This is a genomic window from Coprococcus ammoniilyticus, assembly GCF_025567345.1.
Classification (GTDB): domain Bacteria; phylum Bacillota; class Clostridia; order Lachnospirales; family Lachnospiraceae; genus Coprococcus; species Coprococcus ammoniilyticus.
Genome location: NZ_JAOQJS010000007.1, coordinates 43,722 through 66,091 on the forward strand (window position 1 = coordinate 43,722; position 22,370 = coordinate 66,091).

17 protein-coding genes are annotated in these 22,370 nt (G+C 43.0%); 2 read left to right on the forward strand and 15 right to left on the reverse strand.

Features of this window, described 5'->3' with window-relative positions; translation table 11 throughout:
• Nucleotides 1–154 precede the first annotated feature (154 nt).
• The 8 genes from trpS to OCV60_RS11855 all read right to left on the reverse strand — a co-directional run bounded on the left by trpS (nucleotide 155) and on the right by OCV60_RS11855 (nucleotide 9,735).
• Nucleotides 155–1,225, reverse strand: coding sequence for a tryptophan--tRNA ligase (trpS, locus tag OCV60_RS11820; protein ID WP_021943426.1), 1,071 nt, complete (start codon nucleotides 1,223–1,225; stop codon nucleotides 155–157).
• An 81-nt stretch (nucleotides 1,226–1,306) separates the two neighbouring features.
• On the reverse strand, nucleotides 1,307–3,373 hold the full coding sequence (locus OCV60_RS11825; protein ID WP_118615284.1) for an FtsX-like permease family protein: 2,067 nt from the start codon (nucleotides 3,371–3,373) through the stop codon (nucleotides 1,307–1,309).
• Nucleotides 3,360–4,127: an ABC transporter ATP-binding protein gene (locus OCV60_RS11830; protein ID WP_021943424.1), complete on the reverse strand. Its 768-nt coding sequence runs from the start codon at nucleotides 4,125–4,127 to the stop codon at nucleotides 3,360–3,362. The genes OCV60_RS11825 and OCV60_RS11830 overlap by 14 nt, the downstream gene beginning before the upstream one ends.
• Before the next feature lie 429 nt (nucleotides 4,128–4,556).
• On the reverse strand, nucleotides 4,557–5,576 hold the full coding sequence (locus tag OCV60_RS11835) for a sensor histidine kinase (RefSeq protein ID WP_262530229.1): 1,020 nt from the start codon (nucleotides 5,574–5,576) through the stop codon (nucleotides 4,557–4,559).
• The gene (locus OCV60_RS11840; RefSeq protein WP_262530230.1) at nucleotides 5,573–6,235 is read right to left on the reverse strand and encodes a response regulator transcription factor; all 663 of its coding nucleotides are present in this window, start codon (nucleotides 6,233–6,235) and stop codon (nucleotides 5,573–5,575) included. Before OCV60_RS11840 ends, OCV60_RS11835 begins: the two co-directional genes overlap by 4 nt.
• A gap of 803 nt (nucleotides 6,236–7,038) precedes the next feature.
• Nucleotides 7,039–7,881, reverse strand: a complete 843-nt coding sequence (locus tag OCV60_RS11845; protein WP_262530231.1) for a MetQ/NlpA family ABC transporter substrate-binding protein — start codon at nucleotides 7,879–7,881, stop codon at nucleotides 7,039–7,041.
• A gap of 146 nt (nucleotides 7,882–8,027) precedes the next feature.
• On the reverse strand, nucleotides 8,028–8,690 hold the full coding sequence (locus tag OCV60_RS11850; RefSeq protein ID WP_008402135.1) for a methionine ABC transporter permease: 663 nt from the start codon (nucleotides 8,688–8,690) through the stop codon (nucleotides 8,028–8,030).
• A complete protein-coding gene (locus tag OCV60_RS11855; protein WP_262530232.1) occupies nucleotides 8,671–9,735 on the reverse strand; it encodes a methionine ABC transporter ATP-binding protein in 1,065 nt (354 codons plus the stop codon). The genes OCV60_RS11850 and OCV60_RS11855 overlap by 20 nt, the downstream gene beginning before the upstream one ends.
• A gap of 667 nt (nucleotides 9,736–10,402) precedes the next feature.
• Here OCV60_RS11855 and OCV60_RS11860 point away from each other — a divergent pair.
• Both OCV60_RS11860 and OCV60_RS11865 read left to right on the forward strand, forming a co-directional pair.
• Entirely contained in the window at nucleotides 10,403–11,425 is a 1,023-nt protein-coding gene (locus OCV60_RS11860; protein WP_262530233.1) for a hypothetical protein, read from the forward strand.
• A 33-nt stretch (nucleotides 11,426–11,458) separates the two neighbouring features.
• Entirely contained in the window at nucleotides 11,459–11,878 is a 420-nt protein-coding gene (locus tag OCV60_RS11865; protein WP_262530234.1) for a hypothetical protein, read from the forward strand.
• A gap of 223 nt (nucleotides 11,879–12,101) precedes the next feature.
• On the opposite strand, the gene OCV60_RS11870 is transcribed toward OCV60_RS11865, so the two are convergent.
• From OCV60_RS11870 to OCV60_RS11900, 7 genes are all read right to left on the reverse strand, one after another.
• Nucleotides 12,102–12,953, reverse strand: coding sequence for a hypothetical protein (locus tag OCV60_RS11870; RefSeq protein WP_008402132.1), 852 nt, complete (start codon nucleotides 12,951–12,953; stop codon nucleotides 12,102–12,104).
• 72 nt (nucleotides 12,954–13,025) lie between these two features.
• Nucleotides 13,026–15,140 carry a SulP family inorganic anion transporter gene (locus OCV60_RS11875; protein ID WP_118662440.1) on the reverse strand — a complete coding sequence of 705 codons (2,115 nt, stop codon included), beginning with the start codon at nucleotides 15,138–15,140 and terminating at the stop codon, nucleotides 13,026–13,028.
• Between the two features lie 149 nt (nucleotides 15,141–15,289).
• Nucleotides 15,290–16,633, reverse strand: a complete 1,344-nt coding sequence (locus tag OCV60_RS11880; RefSeq protein ID WP_021943417.1) for an acetyl-CoA hydrolase/transferase family protein — start codon at nucleotides 16,631–16,633, stop codon at nucleotides 15,290–15,292.
• Between the two features lie 36 nt (nucleotides 16,634–16,669).
• Nucleotides 16,670–17,737, reverse strand: coding sequence for an iron-containing alcohol dehydrogenase family protein (locus OCV60_RS11885; protein WP_192919814.1), 1,068 nt, complete (start codon nucleotides 17,735–17,737; stop codon nucleotides 16,670–16,672).
• Between the two features lie 315 nt (nucleotides 17,738–18,052).
• Nucleotides 18,053–19,786, reverse strand: a complete 1,734-nt coding sequence (locus OCV60_RS11890; RefSeq protein WP_262530235.1) for an ABC transporter ATP-binding protein — start codon at nucleotides 19,784–19,786, stop codon at nucleotides 18,053–18,055.
• Nucleotides 19,783–21,573 (reverse strand): ABC transporter ATP-binding protein, encoded by a 1,791-nt coding sequence (locus tag OCV60_RS11895; RefSeq protein ID WP_262530236.1) that lies wholly within the window; start codon nucleotides 21,571–21,573, stop codon nucleotides 19,783–19,785. Before OCV60_RS11895 ends, OCV60_RS11890 begins: the two co-directional genes overlap by 4 nt.
• Nucleotides 21,574–21,667: 94 nt before the next feature.
• A complete protein-coding gene (locus tag OCV60_RS11900; RefSeq protein WP_262530237.1) occupies nucleotides 21,668–22,273 on the reverse strand; it encodes a TetR/AcrR family transcriptional regulator in 606 nt (201 codons plus the stop codon).
• Nucleotides 22,274–22,370 lie beyond the last annotated feature (97 nt).

Here is a 22,370-nt window from a genome sequence, read left to right on the forward strand (position 1 = left end):
GTTTATATATCGTTCGCTCTAACTTCATCTGATCCAGAAACATTTTTTTCAACTTTTCCAACCTTATTATACCCAATTTTTGCAACTTTTCCAACTTTTACCATACAACAAAAGGACGGCCGTTTTCACGACCGTCCTCTTATGTCTGTCAATTTTATTTATAATCATTCTCCAGCCCGTCTGCATCAAAGTAATTGATCTTCATAGCAGAACGTACATCATGAAGAGTTGCTGCTGCTTTCTTCTGTGCAGCCTCGCTTCCTGCCTTTAAGATGTCAAGAACATCCGGAATACGGCTCTCCCACATCTTACGACGTTCACGGATCGGTGTAAGCTCTGACTGTAATACATTGTTCAGGAACTTCTTCACCTTAACATCACCAAGACCACCACGACTGTAATGCTCCTTCAGTTCATCCAGATTCTTATAATCTGGCAGGAACTGTTCAAAATGCTCCGGACGACAGAACGCATCCAGATATGTAAATACGGAATTTCCCTCGATCTGTCCCGGATCCTCTACACGGATATGATTTGGATCTGTATACATGGACATAACCTTCTTCTTTACTTCATCTGCTTCATCGGAAAGATAGATGCAGTTGCCAAGAGATTTGCTCATCTTTGCTTTTCCATCGATACCCGGAAGTCTGAGACACGCTTTGTTAGACGGTAATACGATCTCAGGATCTGTCAGAGTTTCGCCATATACGGAATTGAATTTGTGAACGATCTCCTTGCACTGTTCCAGCATAGGAAGCTGATCTTCACCAACCGGCACTTCTGTTGCACGGAAAGCCGTGATATCTGCTGCCTGACTGATCGGATAGCAGAAGAATCCAACCGGGATACTTGCTTCAAAATTACGCATCTTGATCTCGGATTTTACAGTAGGATTTCTCTGTACACGAGATACTGTAACGAGATTCATATAATAGAAAGATAATTCTGTCAGCTCCGGAACCATGGACTGAATGAAGATCGTTGATTTCTCAGGATCGATCCCACATGCCAGATAATCAAGTGCAACCTGGATAATGTTCTGTCTTACCTTCTCCGGATGCTCGGCATTATCTGTAAGTGCCTGTGCATCTGCGATCATTATATATATCTCGTCATAGTTTCCTGAATTCTGAAGCTTTACACGCTCAGAAAGGGAACCCACATAATGTCCAACGTGAAGTCGTCCTGTAGGACGGTCACCGGTTAAAATAATTCTACTCATCTTAAAAAGTCTCCTTCATTTCTTCGTTCGATAATCCTGTCCCCAATTATACCGCGAGATACTGTCATCGTCAAGGAAACCCTACTGTTCACTGATGATCTTTCTGCCACTGAAATAGGTGATCAGGAAATATCCGCCATAGATCACAACCATAACAACAACGGTCATAAGCATGGCTGCTCCCATGTCATCGGTTCCCATCAGTGAAAGAATCTGTCTGCTGAATTTTAAACCAAATATTGAATGAATGACTGCCAGTGCAAGCGGGAACAGGAAGAACAGACCCATCTGTGCAAATAACGCATGGTTGATCATCTTCTGATCCACACCCAGTTTTCGAAGCATCTTATATCGTTCCACATTATCGGTGCTTTCTGACAATTCCTTTAATGCGAGGATCGCTGCACCGGAGATCAGGAAGATCATTCCGATATATAAGCCGATAAAGGAAGCGATCGCGCCAAGTCCGATACTGGCAGCTTTTACATTTTCTTTTGTATTTAGACTCAACCTGACATCCGTGTCGTCATCCAGATTGATATATTCATTTCTCGCCATGATCTTATCCGTATCGGTCGTATTATAGATTGCAAGCAAGCTTTCAGAGATCGGAGTTACTCCTGTAAGCACCCCATCCGGCACAATAATGATACCAGTATTAATCGCCTGCGTAGAGATCTGGACATCACCGGCCTGACATTTGCTCATTCCCGGCTTCAGTTCATAACCATTTACCTGAATCGTCGTACCAGCCTGCAATGACATATCTCTGTATTTCACCATCTGCTTGTAATTTGCCACAACTCCGTATTCATCATCTTTGATCGACACAGTTTCAAAACCACACAGCTTTGCCACACGATTATAATCGGACACTGTCATGACATTTTCCATAACATCCATCATACCATACACCGGCTGGTCACCAAGGAACTCACCCTTTGCCTGCTCACTGAACGTATCCCCGTATGTGAAATCCGGCAATGAGTATATATACACATCTTCATAGGCTGAAAACATAGATGGCAAGTCAATTTCTTTTTCCTTATATATATCGCAAATGTCGCGCTTATCCCATGTCGGATCATAATAAGCATCCTCATCTGCGCCCTTACCGGCTGCGACATCATAATCGGAGCTTCTTACCTGTCTGGTAATATTTACATCAACGGTAGCATACTTCCTTAAGCCCTCATTTAAACCATTTCGGATCGTAAGCGCCGAAGTCAGCACACAGATCGTAACAAATAGCATAATACAAATGATCGAGATTGACAGTACATTTGTATTTACACGACTGCTCATCTGACGGATGACAAATGAATTCAGCCCTTTATAATAAACACGTTTCATAGAAGAAACTAACCGGAACAACATACCGGAAACCGACCAGAAAAACAAAAATGTGCAGACACATCCAAGCCCGATACAGAAATAGATATCTTTCATATAGAGCTCTGTTGTATTTGAATTGATCTGGTAATATGCATATCCAAGTCCTGCTACGGAAAGGAGAAATACGAATACCGATATCCACGGATTTTTCATCTTAACAGTCTCTGATCTTCTGCCTCTCTGGAACAGGTCGATCAATTTGCAGCGTCCGATCGCGATCGTATTAAACAGGATCACAACCACATAGATGATAGCAAAATAGAAACAGGTCTTTACAAATGCAGAACTTGAAAATACAAAATTATAAGAAGACATATCCGCTTCAAACATATTTGCAACTAACAGACTGGTAAGCTGGGAAATTCCGATACCGGAAAGAAGCCCAACGCCAAGTGAAACCAGACCGATGATCAGTGTCTCGATAAACAGCATCTTTGACACCTTCCATTTGCCCATTCCAAGCAGCAGATACAATCCAAATTCTTTGTTACGCCGTTTCATCAGGAATCGGCTGGCATATATGATCAGGAAACCAAGCACAAATGCAATGAATACGCTGACACCGGAAATGATATTTGCCATCAGCTCTACAATTTCTCTGGTATCTTTGGAGATCCTCATCATCGCCGTCTGTGTCTCGATCGCATTAAAAATATAGAAGATTGCTACGCCAAGAACTAAAGTGAAGAAATAGATTGCATAGTCCTTCAGGCTTTTCTTCATATTACTAAGGGATAACTTAAAGAGCGTCATTTAAGTCACCTCCAAGCAAAGTTACGACATCTATGATCTTATTGAAGAATTCTTTTCGGCTGTCTGCTCCACGGCGAAGCTCATGGAATATTTTACCGTCCTTGATGAACAGGATGCGACCGGCATAACTTGCGGTAAAGGAATCATGTGTTACCATCAGGATCGTAGCTGACAGTTCTTCATTCAGATGTTTCAGACTTTCAAGCAACAGCTTTGCGGATTTGGAATCCAGTGCTCCGGTCGGTTCATCGGCAAGGATCAGCTTCGGGTTCGTAATGATTGCTCTCGCAGATGCCACTCTCTGTTTCTGTCCCCCGGACATCTGATATGGATATTTATTCAGAACTTCTTCGATCGCAAGCTCCTTTGCGATCTTCTTTATCTTTTCGTCAATCTTCTTCGCAGGCGTGTTCTGTATCGATAACGCCAGTGCAATGTTCTCATATGCTGTCAGTGTATCTAACAGGTTGAAATCCTGAAAGATAAATCCCAGTTCTTCCCGGCGGAAGCGGTTCAACTGGTTGCCGCGAAGCTTTGTGATATCATCTCTTCCTACATAGATATGACCGCTGCTGACACGGTCTATGGTAGAAATGCAGTTAAGCAGTGTCGTCTTTCCACTTCCGGATGCTCCCATGATCGCAACGTACTCACCTTTTTCTACACTAAATGAAATGTTATCAATGGCTTTTGTAATGTTAGATTTGTTGCCGTAATACTTTTCGATATTCTCAATCTTTAAAATTGTTTCCACTTTTATCTCTCCTTGCTATCCAGTGTGTGACTAAATCGTTCAGGTAACACTTACATGTTTTTTGTGACCATTGTTCCACCAGTGAGCATCCCGTAAAATCACGTTTGCCTTTCCTCATGTTCTGCCATCCTATCTGCACATGTCTCTGTCGCGATAAAACCATTGCTCCGACGACATGGCACAGGATAGCAGAACACTCAGTCGGCTGCTCTATGGATTTTAGGTATTGCTCACTGTCAGAACAACAGCCCCATAAAAACATCCACGAAATACTAAAACGATTTACCCACACACCATTTTCTATTAATAACTGAGTTAAGAGCTGTTGATCCTGTCAACACCTCATCTCCTGTTTACAAGTGTGAGTATATCGTTTTCAAGGGAGAGTGTCGTTTTTCTTATGTTACAGAAGGTTACAGTTTTGTAAGGTTAAGCATCTACCAGATAGTAGTCGTTTCCGCCAAAGGTTACAGCAACGTCTGTTCCGATATTTTCTTTGGAAGTGATGGTAAGATGGTGTCCTAGCTGGTCGCACAGACCTTTTACGATATATAAGCCCATACCTGTTGACTTGGCAAAACGACGTCCGTTCTCACCGGTGAACGATTTTTCGCAAACGCGAGGAAGGTCTGCTTCGGAAATTCCGATTCCATTATCTCTGATATGGAGTGTGATATCGTCACCTGCTTTTGTCGTCCAGATCCGGATCTGCCGATTCTCATCCGGCTTCATATATTTGATGCTGTTGCTCATGATCTGGTTTATCATGAATTCCAGCCATTTGGCATCTGTCGTAACGCTGACATCAACGTCATGCACATCCAGACAAATGTCACTCTCCAGCAACATATCTTTATTCTTCAACGCCACTTTATTCACAACCGACTTGATTCGTACTGGATCAAACCGATAATCTTTGCTCGCATGCTCTGCCCGGACATAATACAGCACCTGATCGGCATATGCATCCAGACGGTTCACCTGATCTTCGTATTTCTTCGGTATCTTATCCTGATTATTGTGGCACATCAATACCAGACTTGCGATCGGCAGTTTGATCTCATGCACCCATATTTCGATAAAATCCTTGAAATCATCTACACTCTGCCGGTACTCCTTCACATGCTCTGTCATGGATTTGTTGATCTCATATAACGCCTCATAGACCAGCTTTCCCTCATAGAAACCCGGCTCCTCTAACGTATCCATGACCAGATATTTCTGATCCAACTGCTCCATATGTGCATAAAGGGAATTATAGAAATGTCTGCGTTTTATATAGTCTGTTAATATGACAGTTACCAGAAGCAAAACTGTCAGCACAAGAAAGATCACCGTCAGCTCCCCTGGTGTCCGCATCGCACGAAAAGCAATTAACATGATCGCTATAAATAACAGATAACCGATCAGAATACCCGCTTTATCTTTTATATATTCCCAAATTCTCATATCAGACGATACCCCTGTTTCTTTCTTGTCTCGATCGCATCCGGCAGTCCAAGCTCCGAAAGCTTTGTCCGAAGCCTGCTGATATTAACCGTAAGTGCATTATCATTTACATATTCTTCATTATCCCATAGATCTGTCATGATCTCGTCTCTGGATACAATCTTGTCCTTACTGCTTAACAGCCGTTGGAAAATGATCATCTCATTCTTCGTCAGAACCTGTTCTTTCTCACCAAGCCGGATTGTCCCTTTGCTGAAATTCACCTCTGCTCCACGATAGGATGCTACATTCTGGCTTCCCTCCATCCGTTTCAGCACTGCTGCGATCCGCAGCAACAGGATCGTCGGATTATACGGCTTCGTGATATAATCATCTGCCCCATAGCTCATTGACAGAACCTCGTCCATCTCTGATGTACGACTAGTTACCATGATAACCGGGATATCCGATTCTTTCCGGATCTCCTTTAACAGATTTCTGCCATTTATGCCCGGAATATTAATATCCATCAAAATAAGATCTGCACCTGCTGCCAGAATCTCTTCTTTTGAATGTTCAAAATCAGTCAGATAGGATGCTGCATAGCCTTCGTTCTCCAAAATCTCAACAAGCTCCATGCATATGCTCTTATCATCTTCCACAATAAAAATTTTTTTCATAACGCTCTCTACCGGCTCCTTTTATCCGCCTATATTTACCCAACAGGCAGCCACACTACCCAGTTGCCTGTCGGCATCATTATAGCATACCCCCAAAACTTTTCACCATATTTGTTTCAGGGCTTTCACTACCAGATGCTGCCCATATCTTTCTTTACGAGGAATAGGCTCTGTTAAACATATAAAATTCCCCCGACTACTGTAGTTGAAAGACTCCCTCCGTTTTCTATTCAGCTCGCGCACTGATTTGTCAGCAGTCGCCCTAACTCACCCTGACGGGTTCAGACAAGGGCTTGGTGCTGACAGTTAGCGCAAGCAGAATTACGAAAACTCCGTGAATGTCTTATCAATACAGTAGTCGGGGAATTTTATATTGCATAACGAAGTATAAGCCCCTCGTAAAGAAAGATAGCGAATATCATCTCGCAATAAAAAGCCCTGAAACAGATATGGTGAAAAACATTCATGTAGTATTCGTGATAAAGTTTGTGCTAACTGTCAGCACCAAGCCCTTGTCTGAACCCGTCAGGGTGAGTTAGGGCTGCATCTCTTCCTTACGAGGAGATAAAAATGCAACGCAACAATCCAAGCTAAAAAAAGCCATTAGGCAAATAAGAAGAAAAATGTTCATAGTATTTTTGTAATGAAGCTTGCGCTAACTGTCAGCACCAAGCCCTTGTCTGAACCTGTCAGGGTGAGTTAGGGCGACTGCTGACAAATCAGTGCGCAAGCTGAATAAAAAATACATGAATTTTTCTCTTATTGCTCTAATGGCTTTTTATAGTTTGGATTGTTGCTAAATATTATTCCTCGTAAGGAAGAACTGCTCCATCGTAAGTTTCTTTGATGTAGCTCTTTACATCGTCAGACTTTAATACGTCAACGAGTGCCTTGATTGCTTCGTTGTTTTCGTTGCCTTCCTTAACAGCGATAACGTTTACATAGGTCTTAGCTGCTTCTGAATCATTCTGCTCATATGCAAGAGCATCTTTTCCTACTGAGAAGCCTGCTGCAAGTGCATAGTTACCATTTAAAACGACATACGCTGTCTCGTTTACAACTCTGGCAACCTGTGCTGCCTCAAGTTCAACGATTTCTACATTGTGTGGGTTTTCTTCGATATCATTAACAGTTGCATTGATACCTGCGCCATCCTTTAACTTGATGATTCCGTTGTCCTGTAATAACAGAAGGGCTCTTGCTTCATTTGTTGTATCATTCGGGACTGCGATAGAATCACCGTCAGCGATCTCGTCTAAACTTTTCTTTGTACCCGGATAGATACCGAATGGCTCATAGTGGATCTTGCCGGCAACTACAAGGTGTGTACCTTTTTCTTCATTAAAGCTCTCAAGGTATGGAACATGCTGGAAGTAGTTTGCATCGAACTCGCCGCTTTCTACAACCTCATTTGGCTTTACATAATCATCAAATACTGTAACCTGAAGATCATATCCTTTTTCCTTTAATGCTGTCTTTGCATACTCGAGAATCTCAGCATGTGGTGTTGCAGATGCTGCAATCGTAATTGTCTTTGAATCTGTTTTGCTGTCTTTATCTTCTTTCTTGCCGCAGCCTGAAAGGGCTCCTGCTACTAATACGCCTGTTAATGTAAGTGCTAATAATTTCTTAAATGTCTTTTTCATGGAAGATTCCTCTCTTTCTTTATTTTTCCTTTTTTATTTTCATTTTTATATATCGGATGCCCGGTGTGCACTTTCCTGACATCTGTTTGTAAACCACCAATAACGCTCCGGCACAGATCCGGCTGTCATGGTCAGGGTTTATCTGATTATGATTTTCTCCGGTCTAATCGGTTTGCGATCAGCATTCCGACTGACTGGAAGATCTGAACGATCACGATCAGTAAGATAACTGTCACAATCATGATATCTGTCTGGTATCTGTAATATCCATAGCGGACTGCGATATCACCAAGTCCACCACCTCCGACTGCACCTGCCATCGCAGAATAACCAAGGATGGTTCCGATAGCGATCGTTGCTCCGGTGATCAGCGATGTTCTTGCTTCTACAAGGAGCACACGAAGGATGATCCGCATCGTTCCCGCACCCATCGCACGGGCAGCCTCAACAACTCCGTTGTCAACTTCCTTCAAGGATGACTCTACCATTCTTGCGATAAACGGAATAGCTGCTACAGTAAGCGGTACGATCGTTGCTGTCGATCCGTAACTCTTACCAAGAAGAAATCTGGTAAATGGGATCAATAAGATCAACAGGATCAGGAATGGTACGCTTCGAACGATATTTGCGATAAAATCAAGAATCTTATACAAAACCGGATGCGGTTTCAGTCCGTCTTTATCGCTGATACAGAGGAGCACGCCCATCGGAAGTCCGAATACATATCCAAACAATGTAGAAACAACTGTCATATAAAGTGTCTCTAAGATACCATTTAAGATCATTTCTCTAATTTGTTCCGTCCACATGTTCCTCACCTCCATTCACATTGTCACTTAATTCTTCAAGCTCCAATCCCCGTTCTTTCAGGTACTTTTCCATCGCTGCAACATTTGTCGAACCCTTCGGAAGCTCAAGTATCATTTCACCCTTCGCCACTCCTCCGACATTCTTTGTCGCTGCTTTTAAGATATTGACCGGCTCCTTAAATGTCAGGATCATATTTGCAATTACCGGTTCAAATGCTGAATTCTCCGTGTATACGATTCGGATTCTGGTTCCATTCTTTATGCGGTCAGCCGTTTTTAACGTCTTCGGCTCTGTAGCATTTCCTTCGTCCTTCTGTAACAGCTCTCTGGCTACTTCGGACTTTGGATGATTAAAGATATCAATCGTTCTACCATGCTCAACGACCTGACCATCCTTCATGATCGCTACCTGATTACAGATCTCTCGGACAACCGCCATCTGGTGAGTGATAACAACGATCGTGATTCCAAATCTCTGGTTAATGTCCTTTAACAGTTCCAGAATCGATGATGTCGTCTGTGGATCAAGTGCACTGGTTGCCTCATCACAAAGCAGGATCTGCGGATCGGATGCAAGTGCTCTTGCGATCGCAACTCTCTGCTTCTGTCCACCGGACAACTGTGAAGGATATGCTTTTGCACGATCCCGCAAACCAACGATCTCTAACAGCTCATATGCCTTTTTTCTCGCCTCTGCCTTTAATTTCCCCTGAATGAACAATGGAAAACATACATTATCAAGAACCGATTTCTGCATCAGCAGATTAAAATGCTGGAAGATCATACCGATATGTTCTCTCTGTTTACGAAGCTCTTTATCTGACAGATCTCCTAGCTCCTTATCCTGTACCACAACCGTTCCCGATGTCGGCACTTCTATATGATTGATACATCGTACCAGGGTACTTTTTCCTGCACCGGACATTCCGATGATTCCGTAAATGTCGCCGGCTTCAATATTCAATGATACATCCTTTAATGCATCGATCGTTCCGTCTTTGGTCTGAAACGTTTTCGACACATGCTCGATCTGAATAATTGCCATATTGTTCTCCCCTTTCAAGTTCTTTTCCTATTATAAATCAGACAGTCTTCTACTTTATCCATGTAATAGATACCATCCTGCCGCATAACAAAAGGCAGTCATCATATGCTTATGACAACTGCCCTTTGTTATATGATAAACAATACTATATATCTAACAAATCAGGTGTTCAAAGCATATGAAATAAACGCCATACAATCACACATCATCCGGCAGCAACACATATTGTTCTTTGCAGTTGTCATGATTCTTTCTGAGCCCATATGCTTATCCTCCTTGTAAATTCTCTGTGATTTATTCTCAGGAACTTTTCATACTATGTTGATATGTTTTGTCTATTTTGTTCCTTTCATGTTTCATGATTATAGCGTCCGTTTTTCCGGTTGTCAACCATTATATCCTATTTAAGTTATAGGATATATATTTGACTGGCTATAAGTTTTTCTTATAGCCAACAAATATGCAGTATGATTTATACTCCCAGTTCTTGTTGAATCAGTAGAAAACTACACTTGTCTTCTCTTGTTACACGCAATGATGTTGACACATATTACGTTTTCAGTTAAACTATACAGATGTAAATACTATTGTTAGGAGGAAGATCGGCTTAACATTACATATTTACTTCCATGTTTTACTAATCTAAAGTTATTGCCGGTATAACTGCATGTCATTTCATTCATTATTAAATTCAATCATCGATTCACAATCCGTAACGAAAAATTCTCTGATCAATGAAACCGGGATCGACCGTTCAAGCTTCTATCAGATCTTGAGCGGCAAACGTATTCCCACAAAAGATCAGATTACAAGTATTATCCGCCAGCTTGATATATCTGCTGCCGATGAGATGGCTTTATATGATGCCTTTTATCTGGAACGGCTTGGTGAGACCAATTATCATTACCTGAAATTCACAGAGAAATGTCTGAGGGTGATCGGTTCTCCATATATAGATACCAATGCATCTAACAACCAGACACCTTCCCGCTCACAGGAATTACAAAATAAACTACCTGACAATCCGATTGATACAGATCAGTCACAGGCTGCCACAGGAACTATACTTTATCACTCCACGGATGAGATCATCTGTGGTCTGACTAAATTCTTAATACACGCCAGCAAAAAAGAAAACAATCACTTACAGGTATCACTTCCGTTCGACCTGTCATCACGGATCAAACTGTTTTCCAACATTCACTCACTTATCACTTCTGGGAAATTTCAAAATGCAACAATTTCCCAGATACTGCATTTCCAAACAAAAAATCCGAATGACATCACTGAAAAACTGGACGGATTTGCCACGCTGTTAGAATCGATTCTTACAAAAGGGACCAACATCACCTATAACATTTACTATTATTCCAATGAACAAAAAGTCAGCAAGAACTCCGGTGTACTTTTCCCGTTCTATATCATAACGGATGATGCCAGTCTCCTGCTAAATGCCGATGCCAACAAAGGTTGTCTGTTGACCGATCCGAGCCTTATCGGATTAATGCGGGAAGAATTCGCTTCCGTATTTGACCATGCGAAACCATTTCTGTCCAGCTTCAGCCAGAAGGAGCTTCCACAGTTTCAGGCAAGATCCATTCCTGCAGAAGAAGTGATCTTTATCCAGAAGCATCCCGGTGCCTGCCTGATGGTGACCGATGATCTGGTTGAGAAATATGTTCCTGAATAATTCAAGGAAACCCTAAAACAGCATTTTCATTTCATGCAGCAAATGAATGCCAGTGAAGGCATCACACTGGATGGCATCCGGGAATTTGCAAGAAATCATGTGATTTCCGAATCCGGATTCTATGTAGAAGCAAACACGTCAGATATTATCAATGCTCTAGAACAGTTAGAGGCACGGCTTGACAGGAACCTCTTTGTCCTTGATACCGAAAAAATTCCGGTATCGGATAACTGGGCATTTCTTTTATATACGGATCAGTATGCCCTGCTTGTTCCAAATAAAGAACTGGATTTTATTATCTGTGTATCTGATCCGGATATTATTCATGCTTTAACCTATACCTTTCACTCGGTAGATTTTGAAGATTATGTTTTAGATAATACCCTTGTCAGAAATGAGATACAAAAGCTGATTTCTGAAAATGAAAATCGAGTGGCAGATTCAACTTTATAAATGCCACTTCTGGTTTTTTGTACATCAGCATGATAATATTTAATTGTTTTTATTGTTACATCATTTGATGTTCACTTTATTCATATGAGGGGTAATTTATAGACAGGCGGCGGCTTCTTACAGGTCAAAGAAGCCGCCGTCTTTGTGATCTTACTATATTATCATAGTAGCATTACAGGATTTTATTTCTCTGTTTTGCGCTATTCTGCCATGTTCAAAATCCCTAGATCGTGCCTTTTACAACCAATGTACTGACACCCGGATCCGCCGTCCATACACCGGTAGCCGGATTCTGTGTATAGGTTGCAGCCGGGACTGTGATCTGACCCGCAATCGTTGTAAACACTCCTGTTGTCTCATCATAGGTATAGTTTGTTGTCTCTGCCCATGCCGTTCCATTAAAGGATACTGCAAGGTTTGACAAAAGCGGATTAAAGGTATCCACTATCACCGCATCGGTTCCGATATCTGCCGGTGCACTTCCTGCATTCTGGATCAGGAAAGTATAGGTCAATGTTCCGTTTTCTGTTACAGGAACCGGACTTACAGACTTCGTGATTGTAAGGATCGGCGTACTCTCTGTACCGATCGTCTCTGTTACCGTGATCGGAGTAATGCCACCACCGGATACAACTGCTGTATTCGTGATCGTTCCTGCTGCATCCATCGGTGCAAATGCATTCACCTCTGTCTCATAAGCAACTGTGATATTGCCCCCTGCAGGAACTGTCAGTCCTGAAATTGCAAGTGATGGTTCTGCAACAACAACTGGTGTTGACTGAAGCACTCCATTTACATAATATTTCACACTATCAGCCATATAAGTGAGCGGAGTCAGTGTTTCTGTTCCAAATGTGTATGCACCCAGATTATCTGTAACTGTCAGACCATTAAATGCAGTCGTACCGGAATTTACAATCGTTATAATATACGTTACGGTATCATTCTGACCATATGTCTTTCTGACTGCGGTCTTGCTTGCTGACAATACCTCCAGCAGTTCTCCGACTGCTATATTGGAATTTGCTATGGAATTACCATAGCGAAGCTGCGCCTGATTGGTAAACTGTGCCATAAATTGCTCTCTTCCTTTCTTATATTCAGGTATAGTACAATATATGACAGAATTATTATTTTGTTATTTTTATTAATTATCTTTCTCACGGAGTTTTACGACCAACTCATAAACCTCAGGATGTTTTTCTTTCAAATGCTCATCCAGCAAATGTCTTCGTTCTTTAAACTTCTCCGCAAGCTCCGGATGTTCCTTTGCAATACGGTCATGGATCTCTCTGCGATGCTCCTCGAAGCGTCTGGCAATCGTTTTCTCATCCTTACCTGATATATGAACGATCTCCTTCAGATGCTCTTCCAGATGCTCTAACCACTCATCCTCATCCATAGCTTCCATATGTGACCAGCTTCCATGTAAAAGCTCATCAACATCTCCGGTCTGTTTCAAATGCTCGATCTGAAGTCTGATCTGCTTCTCTATCTCATCTTCACTCTCCGCTCCAAACGCCCAGACAAATTCCTGAACCCTGTTATCTGCACGCTTTCTGGACGCACTTCTCGGCTGATTGTCTACATCACCCTCTAATGGATATGGTCGCTTAATTCCCATATCCTTTAAGGCAATATGTACTGTTCGTCTGACACAGCCTTCCTCAATCAGATAACCAAGTCCCAACTTACGCAGCTGTTCATTCACATCTGCGATATGCTCTGTCATGTAGAAACGGATTCCCTTATCCTTTAACGACTGATATAACATGGCGATCCTGTCAGCTGCTGTTATATCGATACTGCCGATTCCACTGGCATCTATGATAACCGCCTTTGTCTCAGGCGTGATATGATCTTCAATATCTCTCTGGAGGATCTGTATATTCGCAAAGAACAGATTGCTGCTGAACCGATAGATCAGTACACCGGAGATTGCATGGATCTGACTGCTCTCCTTCAGATCCCGGAAATGCTTATGCCCCGGCTGAATTCCAAGGAAACATCTTGCAGGCTTGGCTGTCCGTATGATCATCTCTGTAAAGGAAAGAAGAATACCGATCAATACACCGTTGATCGTGCCAAGTAACAGCACACCAAAGAATGCCCCGAAAAAGATCAGGCATTCTGTACGACTGACTTTAAAGAGTCTTGCCGCAAGATCAAATTCCGTTGCTCCAAGCAACGCTGATATCACAATAGCTGTAAGCACAGGAACTGGAAGATAACCGATAAATCCGGTCGCACAGACCAGAACAACGATCATGGAAAGACCTGCTATGATACCGGTAAGCTGTGTCTTTGCCTGATACTGTTCTCCCATTGCCGTTCTTGATACCGAGCCATTGATCGGACAACAGCCGGTAAATGCCGCAAGGAAATTCCCCATTGAAAATGCCAGAATCTCCTGGTTATCATTGATCCGGTAACCATTCTTCTGCGCAAAATTATTCTCCGCCAGAAGTGTCTCTGCCATTATAACGACTGCTACCGACAGGCTGATCGTTACAGCCTCGCGGATCGATATCACACTAAAATCCGGAACCGCCCAGTGTGGGAGTCCGGTATCAACAGATGCAAGTGTCTGCACACCCCAGTCCTCTATAGGAAGCAGATATGTCATGCCTGCCCCGGCTATCATCAAAAGAACCGCCATCGGGAATTTTGGGATCAGCTTCTTACATACCAGCAATAGCACAAGAGCCGCAAGTCCCAGTACCACCGACTGCCAATTGATATCTTTGGCTGTCTTTATAATATGTTCTGTCAGCTCAAAAAACTCTCCGGTTCCTGCCGATCCTCCCATCAGCTTCGGTACCTGCATTAGTATAATAGTCGTACAGATTCCGGTAATGAATCCGCCCATAACCGGTGCCGATATATAGTTGACCAGTTTTCCTGCTTTCATAATATAAAACGCCAGAAGCCACAATGCCACAAAGAAGGTCAGTACCGGAACAACCGCCATTGCCTCCTCTGATCCACTCTCTATATGAAGGCTTAACAATGCCGAACCAATAAGGGCTGCCGGAGCTGCATCCACTCCAAAAATAAACTGAGGCGATGTCGAGAACAGAGCAAATATCAAGATCGGAAATACCGAACCATACAGTCCATAGACCGCAGGAAGTCCGGCAATCTGCGCATATCCCATGGAGATCGGAATGGATACTGCCATGATAATAATACCTGCAAGAAGATCCTTTATGAAATTTTTCTTATCATAATGACGTAATGTAGCCGCTAATGTTATCTTCATCTCTGCCTCTTATATCTGTATATTCTTATACTGCAATTATAAAAGAAAAGTGGAGCTATGCACAACCATTATCTTCGCCTTTCTTCTAAGTTAGCCCCCTGTTATCAACCATCTGATATATGACATATATCAATTGCACCATCCATTGTCTATCTCCGATTGGATCTCCGCCAAATCTTTCTCGCTTCTGCTTCCCTGATCAATTCATCTCTGAAATCAGGGTGTGCGATCGATACCAGAGCCTCCGCCCGCTCCCATGTTGATCGACCTTCCAGATTCACAACCCCATATTCCGTTGCCAGAAAATAAACCTGACTTCTTGGAGAAGTAACGATATCTCCATTAAACTGTGGATGAATTCTTGAATGAACCACCCCTTTACTGTCCTTGTACACAGAACTCATGCAGATAAATGCTTTACCTCCCTTAGATGCAGATGCACCAACGAGGAAATCCAGCTGTCCACCGGTTCCGGATATCTGTCTGACACCTGCACTCTCCGCTGCCACCTGACCATACAGATCAACAGCAACACAGCTATTGATGGAAACCATGTTATCAATCTCACCGATCACTCCGGGACGATTCACGTACTCTAACGGATATGCCGCAACTCCCGGATTATCGTCAATCCAATCATATAGGTTCTTGCTTCCGACCGCACAACCAAATACTCCTTTTCCGCGATCGATCTGCTTGTATTTGTTCGTGAGTTTTCCCGCCAGATACATTTTCAGATATGCATCGCTGCAAAGCTCCGTATGCATACCAAGATCCTTCAGATCAGACTCCGCAATGATATCGCCCAATGCATTCGGCATACTTCCAATACCGATCTGTAAGGTAGCTCCATCCACAATATAGGGAATGATCAGTTCCGCAATCTTACGATCAACTGCAGTCGGCTCCGGCATCAGCATATCCGGATACGGTTCATGCTCTCCTTCCACGATATAATCAATATCCGAAATATGGATACACTCATCATAACCGCCGCGAACCTTCGGAAGATTCTCATTGATCTCTACGATCACGATATCTGCCGCACGCACGATCGGTGCTGCCACTCCGGTATTGACCGAATAATTAAAATATCCATGCCGATCCATCGGTGACACACTGAGCATAACTACATTTACCTTAAGGAAATACTCATAATATGCTGCATTATTATGAAATACCATCGGAATATAATAGCAGAGTCCACGATCGCATAACGACCGCTCATATGCTGAACAATGCCAGCTGTGATAAGTAAAATGCTCCTGGCTCTCATCACATTCTGCAACTGCGATCGGTCCTGAGATCAGATTACCACGGATCTTAACATCAAACAGCTCATCCCTGCGTTTTGCCAATGCACGATCCAGGATCTCCGGCTTTCCAAGTGAACAGGTATAATCCACCCAGTCACCATCTTTTACAACGGAAACCGCTTCCTCCGGTGTGCGGAGTTTTCGTCTGTATTCCTCTAAAAAATGTTCGTATGTCATACTGTTCCTCCTTCGCTTAGCCGTCCCTGACACAAATTATGCCTGTAAAACCTCCGACAGCTTCGTGTCTGACTGCAATACTTCTATCGCTTTCTTTCGGTACTGTTCTTCGTGAAGATAGGTATACCGGAATGGTTTTATAGCCGGTGCTTTTTCGATCGCACGGATGAAATCTTCCCGTTTCATGCCGACGGTCTTCACATAATCCCAGAATCCGGTGTCTGTAAATACCGTATTGATCCGCTCATATCTGTGATCCTGAACGACACTCATCAGGTATGTTGCAACTCCGACCTGAATACCATGAAGCTGCGGACGTTCCAACATCTGATCCAATGCATGTGATATCAGATGCTCACTTCCACTGGTCGGCGCACTGTCTCCTGCGATCTCATTTGCCACACCGCTCATGGCAAGAGAATCTAATAATTCTTTGATAAACCGTTCATCATGAATGTCTTTAAACGGTGTCCGCACAAAGCTGTTGACCGCCTTCTTCGATATCATCATCGCAAAGTCATTTACCGAACCATGTCCATGTGCTTCTTCAAAATTCCAATCATAAAGTGCCGTGATCTTCGATACCATATCGCCGATACCGGAAAACAGAAATGCCTCCGGTGCCCCCTTTATCACATCGATATCTGCAAAGATTCCATATGCGATCCCTGCCGGTACAGATTTGCGTCGTCCCTCCACGATCAGAGATGCGCTGGCACTGGAAAATCCATCACTGGATGCCGACGTCGGCACGCTGATAAATGGCAGTTTTCTTAAGAAGCCACAATATTTGGCCGCATCAACCACCTTACCGCCTCCGATACCAAGCACCGCCTGTGCAGTATTCGGGAATGAAAATGCAAGCTGCACCAGATCGTCGATCCGAACGGTATCCATCTCCATATATTGGAGCACCTCAACACCGCTGTCTGACATACCCTCCATCACCGTATGTCCAAACATATCGATCAACCCATTGCCAAACAGGATCACAACCTTGTAGATTCCCTCATCTGCAAGATAACCCCCAATCCGTCTGAGCAGATCTTTCTCCACCTTTAATATCGATGGTATCTGTATCTCCCTGGTATCAATCTTCGCCATAAACGCCAACCTCCTGTAGCCCTGTAATTAATTATATACTCAACATACTCTATTTTAACCCAAACTGCAACTTATTCCATTCAAACTTAAATTAATATAGAGCAGTGGAAATACCAAGGATTAGTATGATGAACGAAAGACTAAAAAATTTGAAGCCGGAGGGATATATATTTTATGAAGCAGACCTATTCTAACGTCGGTTCTTAACGAATCACCATCGGGTGATGAGTTTAGTACCGCTACGTTAGAATCGAACGAAAGTGCTCTGCGTAATAAAGATATATATCTCCCCGGCTTCGAATTTTTTACACAGCCTTAATTGTATTTCCACTGCTCAGACTGTAACTGGAGGTCAACCATATGCTTGTAGATGCCGTTCCCGGCTTTCAGGTCCGCAGGTGTCCCCTGCTCCGCAACTACGCCATCCTTCAACACAACGATCTTATCAACACCATCTACCGTACGCATTCTATGTGCAATGATAAGTACCGTCTTATTCCGAATCAGCTTGGAGATAGATTCCTGAATAACCGACTCATTATCTACATCCAGAGATGCGGTTGCTTCATCCATCAGAATGATCGGTGCATCCTTTAAGAACGCTCTTGCGATCGAGACTCTCTGACGTTCGCCACCGGACAACTCGGAACCGTTTTCACCGATCATGGTATCCCATTTATCCGGAAGCTTCTCGATGAAGTCTGTACAGTTTGCAAGCTTTGCTGCTGCCATAACTTCTTCATCGGTCGCATCCTTTTTACCGATCCGGATGTTCTCCATAATTGTATTATTGAACAATGTAACATCCTGAAATACGATCGAATACAAGGACAATAACTGCTCCGGATCAATTTCCAGAACATTCATGCCGCCGACTGTGATCGTACCGGCATCGTTATCCCAGAATCTTGCCGCCAGTCTGGAAACTGTCGTCTTACCCCCGCCGGATGGTCCGATCAGGGCTGTGACCTCACCCTGCTTTGCCGTAAAGCTGACATCGGAAAGCACCTGTTCTCCGGCCTTATAGGAGAATGCCACATGATCAAATACGATGTCATATCCCTTATTATCCGGATTCTCCCTTCCTGTCTGCTCATCATGAGACAGGATCTCATCCATACGCTCACAGTTCTTATTGATACTGATAACGGCAGCCAGATTTTGAAGCGAGATCTGAAGCGGCTCATACATTCTGGTTACAACCAACAGAAATGCAAAGAACGTCAGTACACTGATCTTGCCATCAACGAGAAGAATACTTCCAACAAGTGCTACTGTCCCGATACCAAGCTTTAAGATCATCTGTGCGGAGCAGACAAATGCTGCATTTGCAAATTCGGATACGATCGCATGATGCTCGACATCCTTGATCTTTTTATTCAGGCCCTCCATATAAGAATCAGCCATATTATTGGAACGAAGATCACGGATCGTTTCCAGGCCTTCCTGTATCCCGTCCAGACATACAAGCTTATAGGTTATTGTCTTCTCATGAACCTTACCCATAACCGTCTTTGAATAACCAACGATGGCAAATGCTACCGGCATAACCCATACAGCTGCCAGCGCCATTCTCCAGTCGAAGAAAAACAGCCCGACCACGATCAGCGTTGTAGATATAAATGCACCTACAAGCTCCGGAATCCAGTGTGAGCTTGCTGTCTCGATCAATGCACAGTCAGACATGATCGTATTGGTCAGATCTGCAAGATCTTTCTTGCCAAAGAACGAAAGCGGAAGCTTTCTCAGCTTTTCTGCAAGTGTTCTTCGACGGACTCCACTCTCTACATAGGTCGAATAGAAAGTCGAATTATATTGAAAACTTGTTGATATTACAATTAACAATAACGTTACAATGATTCCAATAATAAAGAATGCCAGTTTATCCTTTGGAACACGGTTCTCCAACAGGTAGGAAGCTAATTGATATAACAGTCCCACCGGGAGCATCAGCACCAGATTAGAGATCGTAACTGCTGCAAAGGCGCGAACCATAGCATTTGCACCCTTTTCGGACAGAGCATATTTGTGCTTTAATTTTTCTATCATGCTGTTTCACCTTTCCTTCCTACCTGCCAGTTAACAGATTTGTTATATTCTTTCCACATATGAGTATAGATTCCGTTCTTTGCAGCCAGCTCCTCATGTGTTCCGTTCTCTGCGATCTTACCATCCTTAAGCACATAGATGCAGTCCGCATCCGTTACGGTTGACAGGCGATGTGCGATCATGATAACCGTCTTATCCTTTGCCAGATTCTCAAATGCTTTCTGAACCAGACGCTCGTTATCCGGATCGGCAAATGCTGTTGCTTCGTCTAAGATCAGGATCGGTGCATTCTTAAGAAATGCTCTTGCGATCGATAACCGCTGTGCTTCACCACCGGATACATAGATTCCCTTGGAGCCGATCATCGTATGTACCCCCTCCGGGAACTTCTCGATGATATCCATACACTGAGCAGCGGAAAGTGCCTGCATAACTTTCTCGTCAGTCGCATCCGGCCTGCCCATTCTTATATTTTCCAATATACTGATCTTTAACAGCTTGCTGTCCTGAAATACATACGATACTTCTTCCATCAGTTTCTTAGTGTCAATATTTTTAACATCCACACCACCGATCTTTATGCTGCCATCCTTTACATCCCAAAATCTTGCAACCAGAGATGCCAATGTCGTCTTACCACCACCGGATGGTCCAACGAAAGCGATATGTGCACCGGCCGGAATCTTCATGGATATATCGTCGATCGCATTTTTCTTTGCTTCGTCATAGGCAAATGTAACATGCTCCATCGTGATCGATGCATCCTTTGGAGTCTCCTGCTTTCCTGTATTTACCAGAGGTTTTGCATTCAGGATATCATCCATTCTCTGTAATGCATCCTCCACCAGCATCTTGGATTCGCCCGCATAAGCAATCTTCATCAGCGTAGTTGTAAGAACCGAAGTGATCAGAATATAGAAGATCAGGTTTAATACAAATGTATTGCTTACATGATTGCCGCCCAGAATGTAAGCAACAATGATAAGCGCTGCAAAGATTCCATTTGCTGACATTGTAAACAGAACCATCGGCTTCATCATACCCTTGGTGTAATCAAGCGTCCATTTCTCATAATCATCGATCGCTGCTTTGAACTTCTTGAATGAGAACACCGTCTGTCCAAAGGTCTTAACAACCGGAATACCTCTTACATACTCAACTGCCTCGGAAGACATGATCTCAAGTGCATTCTGATACTGTTTCATATCCTCTGCCATCTTTGGTCCCATCATCAATGTTCCCATCATGATAAATGCCAGAACCGCAGGGATCAGACTGGCAATTCCCAGTCTCCAGTCAAATACGAACATCACCACTAACAATCCAACCGGCGTTGCAACAGAAACTACTTTATCCGGAAGATTATGTGCGAGGAAAGTCTCTGTTGCTGCACTGGAATCATTTACAACCTTACGGAGCTTTCCGGTTCCTTCTTTCTCAACGTAGCCAAGCGGCAGCTTCATGATATGCTCCATCATAGCGGTTCTCATATTTGCCTGTACACGAAAGGCCGCAATATGGGAGCACATCAGTGCGGCAATATAGACAACCATTGCAAACAGAGCAAATCCAACAGCCTGCCAGCCATAGGTTTTGATATGTGTTGCATCTGCGAAATCCGGTCGAACCTCAAGGATCTCTTTCATAATACGCCAGATATCATAAAATGGTATCAATGCGATCCAAGCAGAAAGGATCGCAAGAACACAGGACGCATAGGTAAAATACTTATGCCCGCCTGCTATGTCCATGAGTCTGGACAATGCACTTTGTTTCTTTTCTTTCATAGTTGCCCTCCTGTTACTAAAGTTAGTATTTACTAACCCATATTTATTTTTATAGGACTGATGCATGTTGTATTTCATGCAACAGTCCCTATTATCAGAACTTCATTCCGATCACCGCCTGCCAGCCCGCATAGTTAAATGCTCTGACATTTGCCATAAATTCTTTTGCCTCTTCATAGCTCTTATCATGTGTGATGAGTTCATACACATACTGCCATCCGTTCCTGCAATATACATGGATAAAAAAATCATCTACCGGATGTCCGCCATCCGAAAACTGCTTCGCAAACTGTTTATAATAGTATTCTTCCTTTGCCGCAAGCCTGTCAAAATATGTCTCATATTCCGTTCCCGCCGAACAGCAGAAGATCAGTTTGAATTCTTCCGGATGTCTGTAAATATATTCCAGTACAAGATCCGTTCCTTCATCTCCGGCATCCTCCGCCCGGCTGATATCTGTCGCATCTCCTGCTTTCTTTATACTGTCAGAATAAATCGCCATTAACTCGTCTGCAGCTTCTTTTACAATTGCCGTAAACAATCCGTCCTTATCACCAAATCTTGTATAGATCGAATTCGTGCTGACACCACTGTCTGCCGATATTCTCCGCAGACTTGCATCATGGAATCCGTATTCTAAGAATTCCTTTCTGGCACTGGCCAGTAAATTTTCAGTTACACCTTCTGATTCTTTTCTCATAAACACACCTTAATCATTTATATCCAATATAAAATAACAGCGTTATTATAACACTGTTATTTTATAAAACTCAAGATTATTTACACAATTTGTTCTA